This window comes from Ferruginibacter sp., from assembly GCF_014377975.1.
Classification (GTDB): domain Bacteria; phylum Bacteroidota; class Bacteroidia; order Chitinophagales; family Chitinophagaceae; genus Ferruginibacter.
This window is the reverse complement of sequence record NZ_JACMOO010000167.1, coordinates 1-5685: the sequence shown is the minus strand read 5'-3', so window position 1 is coordinate 5685 and position 5685 is coordinate 1. Positions and strand designations below refer to the sequence as shown.

Genomic DNA, 5685 nt, shown 5'->3' with positions numbered 1-5685 from the left:
TTATAGATGCAAATAAAAGCAATAATATTTAATTCAACGTTGCGGCTGCTTTAATAAAGATCGTCTAACTTCATTTTTAGGTATTTCAAAACTGCCAGGTAAGTGCTGGCCAGCGTCATCGAAATACCCAGTAGGATGATGATTAAAAATAAAATAACCAGACTTTTATTATCGTGCAATAATTTAAAATTGGGTACAAAACTTTCCGTCAACAGGATGGTTCCCCAAATAGCCAATATGGCGAGTGCCGAAGCAATGAGACCATTTATAACAGCTCTGGAGGTAATGGGTCTTGCAATAAACCCCCTGGTGGCGCCTACCATCTGCATGGTCTTTATCAAAAAACGGTTGCTGTACATGGCAAGCCGGATGGTGTTGTCAATAGAAAATATTACTAAAATTGTAAGGATGCATGCCCCGATTAAAAAAGCAATGGCCCCTGTTTTTACGTATCCACTTATTTTAGCAACCGTTTCTGTTGGAAACTGAAACTCCTTAATTACACCCGGAAAAGTATTTTGTAAATTTTCCGAAAGCATGTTCAGGCTGTCTTTTTCAACATGATCGGCCTTAATATAAAAATCGATGCTTTCTGGCAATGGATTATAATCCAGCAGTTTTTTCCAGGAACTATCATTGTCCTTGTTCCATTCTTTTGCCGCCATTTCTTTGGTAATGTGCTGCACATCTCTTGCGTATGGAATAGCGGCGATGTAATCTTTCAGACTATCAATTTTCTTTTTGCCGGCATCCGGATAAAGGAAAGCATGCACCTGGATATTCTCTTTAAAATAATCGCCCGATTTGCGGAGGTTAAGCGAAAACCAGCCCACGATGCCAAATAAAAATAATACCAACGCTACACCGATGATAGCATAAGCATAAGTTGGCTGACCACGTTTACCACTTGCTTTTCCAAATTGAGCCATAATTTTTATTATTTAGTAGATAGGGATTTTAATTTTAATACCCGTTATTGTCAGGAGGGCAAAAATAAAGGTTTTTACCTTCTTTACTGTACTTTTGCCCACTGCAAAACGATTGCCCGCCCAAATATATTTTTATTGTGTGATACTACATTATAGTATAGCAGCTATTATAACTTTTCTTTCACAAGATGGATAGAATAATGACTACTATCCAATGATGAAACAGCCAATAAAATGGGGGCCTGACCGTTTGGCAAAAAAATAAAAAAGAATAAACAACAATGGAATACAAGTACAACGAGATTGAAAAAAAATGGCAGGATGCCTGGAAGAAGAATCAAACTTACAAAGTTTCCAACAACAGTGATAAACCAAAATATTATGTGCTGGATATGTTTCCGTATCCCAGTGGTGCCGGCTTGCATGTTGGCCATCCGCTGGGATACATTGCCAGTGATATTTACAGCCGCTATAAAAGATTGAAAGGTTTTAATGTACTGCATCCAATGGGGTTTGACAGCTTTGGTTTGCCGGCCGAACAATATGCCATCGAAACTGGCCAGCACCCTGCAGCAACTACTAAAAATAACATTGCAACCTTTAAAGCGCAGTTAGATAAAATTGGATTTTGTTATGACTGGGACAGAGAGGTGCGTACCAGTGATCCGCAATATTATAAATGGACACAGTGGATTTTTTTGCAATTGTTCAACAGTTATTTCTGCAACACGCAAAAAAAGGCGTTACCTATTTCCGGCTTAATCAATAAATATGCTACCACTGGCGCCTTGCCGAAGAAGGGTAAATCTGTTACCGGTATACATTTTACCGCAGATGAGTGGAAGGGTTATTCGAAAAAAGAACAAGAAGATATTTTAATGAAACATCGCCTGGCCTTTTGTGCATACGGTGTTGTAAACTGGTGTGAGGCATTAGGAACTGTGTTAGCAAATGATGAAGTGGTAAACGGGGTAAGCGAAAGAGGTGGTCACCCGGTAGAAAAAAAGAAAATGCGGCAGTGGTATTTAAGGATAACCGCTTATGCCGACAGGTTGCTGGAAGGGCTTGAAAAAGTGGACTTCAGCGAAAGTATGAAGGAAATGCAGCGCAACTGGATCGGTAAAAGCCAGGGTGCTGAAATGGACTTTGCAATTAAAGAAAGCGAACAAGTATTAAAGGTGTATACAACAAGACCTGACACCATTTTTGGTGTTGACTTTATGGTTGTGGCACCGGAGATGGATTTGGTGCAACAAATAAAAAGTACGGAACAGGCCACTGCCGTGGACGAGTACATTGCGTATGTAAAAAGCCGCAGCGATGTAGACCGGATGGCTGAAAAAAAAATAACGGGTTGCTTTACGGGCGCCTATGCAATTAATCCTTTCAGCGGACAGCAAATTCCTATTTATATCAGTGAGTATGTGCTGGCAGGTTATGGCACCGGAGCCATTATGGCGGTGCCTTGCGGCGATGAACGGGATTTTAAATTTGCCCAACATTTCAACATTCCTATCAGTAATATTATTGGTAAATATTTCAACGGTGAAGAAGCAAATGCTACCAAGGAAGCGGCTTTGGAAAACTCCGGGTTTTTAAATGGCATGAAGATGATGGATGCTTCTGAAATAGTGTTAAAAAAATTAGAAGAACAGGGCATTGGCAAACGAAAAGTAAATTACAGGATGAGGGATGCCGGCTTCAGCCGCCAGCGTTATTGGGGAGAACCATTTCCCATTATCTGGAGTGATGGAGTGGCCATTCCTTTAGATGCGGATGAGTTACCATTACAACTGCCGCATGTAGATAAATATGGCCCTGGACCTGATGGAGAAGGGCCGCTGGCGAACATCACGGATTGGGTAAATGTATCTGCGGGTACTAAGCATGACCTCACCCCCAGCCTCGCTCCGAAAGAGAGGGGAGTTGTAGATCACAGTGTAGTTGATAGCGCTCCAGATCTTCAGGCGCAAAATGCTGCAAAAGAAACAGCTGCAAAAGACTCACCGGGTTATTTCAACAGTTCTGTAGAAGAATGGAAGAATACGCTGTCTTTTGCAAAAATCAACCGGAAAAATTTAATGGAGGCCGAAGAAATAATATGGCAGGAACTTAGGAATAGAAATATTGGAGGATTCAAATTTAGACGGCAGCATCCTATCGCAGGATACATACCAGATTTTGTTTGCCTGGATAAAAAAATAATTATTGAAATTGATGGAGAATATCATGATGAAGGGGAACAAAAAAAGTTGGATATGGCAAGGCAATACTGGCTTGCGGAAAACGGTTTTGAAATGCTTCGTTTTACGAATGGTGCAGTAAAAACAAATGTAGAAGAGGTATTAAAAGAAATATTGCAAGAACTGCAAAAAGAAAAGACTGAAGTATCGAAAGCAACCGGTTCACAACAAGAAGAAAAAAGCCAGCATCCGGCAGGGTCAAACTCCCCTCTCCCCTGGAGAGGGGCTGAGGGTGAGGTCAGAAGGGAAACCAGTACCATGCCCGGTTACGCAGGCAGCAGTTGGTATTTTCTGCGCTACATGGACCCACACAACAACGAAACTTTCTGCGACCGAAAAGCCAGCGATTACTGGAACCAGGTAGACTTATACATTGGCGGTACAGAACATGCCGTAGGCCATTTACTCTACAGCCGTTTATGGACAAAGGTTTTATTTGATCTTGGGTATATTGGATATGAAGAACCGTTTAAAAAATTGTTGAATCAGGGGATGATACAGGGAAGTAGTCGATTTGTGTACAGATTGATTTTAGAAGGTGTGGATAAGAACAATACTAAATTTCAACTTTCAAATCAATACCTATCTTATAATATTGCCAGAATTTTCTTAAGAATTAACACAACGAATATTAGCACTGAAGAAATTTTACAAACAATAAGTAGAGACTTAGCAAAGCGCTTTCCTGAAAACGGGTATAAAGTAAATAGCTACATAGTTAACAGTATTCATGTCGATATTAATCTTGTAGATGGATTTGAACTAAATACTGTTGCATTTATCAAGTGGAAGCCAGAGTTTACAGATGCAATTTTCGTTTATGAAAATGATGGCCTTCTTAAAGGAAAATATATCTGCGGTTCCGATACAGAGAAAATGAGTAAACGCTATTACAATACTGTTGACCCCGTAGATTTGTGCGACAAATACGGCGCCGATACATTCCGCATGTACGAAATGTTCCTTGGTCCGGTAGAAGCCAGCAAACCTTGGGATACCAAAGGTATTGAAGGCGTGCATCGTTTTTTAAAAAAGCTGTGGCGGTTGTTTTTTGATGAAGTAAAGGGTAAAGTTTGGACAGATGAAAAAGCCACCGATGCAGAACTAAAAGTGTTGCATAAAACCATCAAAAAAATTGAAGAAGATACCGAACGCTTTAGTTTTAACACCGCCGTAAGCACCTTCATGATCTGTGTAAATGAACTGGCAGATTTAAAATGTCACAAGAAAGAAATTTTAGAGCCACTGTTGATTTTACTAACACCGTATGCACCATATATCGCCGAAGAATTATGGCATTCGCTGGGTAGCAACGGTTCTGTGTTGGATGCGCATTATCCCAGCTTCAACCCTGCGCTGCTGGTAGAAAGCAGCAAAGAATATCCAATTTCTATCAATGGAAAAGTAAGGGCCAATATCAACCTGGCTTTAAACCTCAACCAGGCGGAAGTAGAAAAGATGGTACTGGAAAATGAGATTGTACAAAAATGGCTGGACGGAAAAGATCCTAAAAAGATTATCTACGTAAAAAATAAAATGGTAAATGTGGTAATATAGTTTTATACAAAGGGCGCAAGGAAAAAATCAAGGTTTTCAATTGGGTGTTCTTTGCATCCTTTGTATTCTTTGTGCCAGATCAAACAAAATGTTTCCCGTTGTTGTTTTAATAATAAATTTGTTTCATGGCACAAGCAACTATAGAACTTATCAACGCACTTCGCTTAACAGCAGACAATTTGCGCAAAGGCGCTTATCATAGCTGGGGCCATCATGGCGCCTGCAACTGCGGTAATCTGGTGCAGTCGGTTACACAATTTACCAAAGAAGAGATTTTGGAATACGCACATACCGGTACAGGCGAATGGACGGAACTGGCAATAGAATTTTGCCCGACAACGAATGCCCCGCTAACCCTGGTTTTTAATAAATTGGAACAAATAGGGTTAACACCAACCGATATACACCATATAGAATATTTATCAGACAGGGAAGTATTGGAACAATTGTCCGGAGGCTTTCGCTGGTTAAAACGTAACAAAAAAGAAGATGCCATTGATTACTTTGAAGCGTTCGCTGATGTGCTGGAAGATAAATTATTGCAACATATTGACGTACGTTTAGAAAATATTACGGTTCCTTTAAATCAGAAAATATTAGCATTAGCAGAATGAAAACCCGTTGCTTTTTTTAAGTGTTAGCCCACATTAAAAGATATGCTTACCTTCAATTTATGAAAAGCCCGCTCGAAAATGTGTTGCAAAAAAACCAGTCTAGTTTTCGCACAGTAGTAGATTTTAACTTTGGTACTGAAAAATTATTGCGGATGGATTTTACCGGAGCCAACAAAGAATTAACTCCGGAATTAATTGCTAATACAGAAGTATTTTCTAATTACATGGATCAAAAATTATTTTCCGCAAATGCACTGTACGGAATAGGTGGCTACGGGGAAGATAGAATACTTTACAAAAGAAGTGATCACTTTAAATCAAGAGGTTCAAAAGTTTCACCCT

3 protein-coding genes and 1 pseudogene are annotated in these 5685 nt (G+C 39.8%); 3 read left to right on the top strand and 1 reads right to left on the bottom strand.

Features of this window, described 5'->3' with window-relative positions; genetic code table 11:
• Positions 1–50 precede the first annotated feature (50 nt).
• Complete coding sequence (locus H7254_RS09610; protein ID WP_301932759.1) at positions 51–929, bottom strand: ABC transporter permease; 879 nt, start codon at positions 927–929, stop codon at positions 51–53.
• Between the two features lie 281 nt (positions 930–1210).
• On the opposite strand from H7254_RS09610, the gene H7254_RS09605 reads away from it, so the two are divergent.
• The 3 genes and pseudogenes from H7254_RS09605 to H7254_RS09595 form a co-directional block, all read left to right on the top strand.
• Positions 1211–4729 carry a DUF559 domain-containing protein gene (locus H7254_RS09605; protein WP_301932758.1) on the top strand — a complete coding sequence of 1173 codons (3519 nt, stop codon included), beginning with the start codon at positions 1211–1213 and terminating at the stop codon, positions 4727–4729.
• Positions 4730–4854: 125 nt separating this feature from the next.
• Complete coding sequence (locus H7254_RS09600) at positions 4855–5343, top strand: hypothetical protein (RefSeq protein ID WP_301932757.1); 489 nt, start codon at positions 4855–4857, stop codon at positions 5341–5343.
• A 59-nt stretch (positions 5344–5402) separates the two neighbouring features.
• Positions 5403–5685, top strand: a pseudogene (locus H7254_RS09595) (hypothetical protein); the annotation flags it as partial.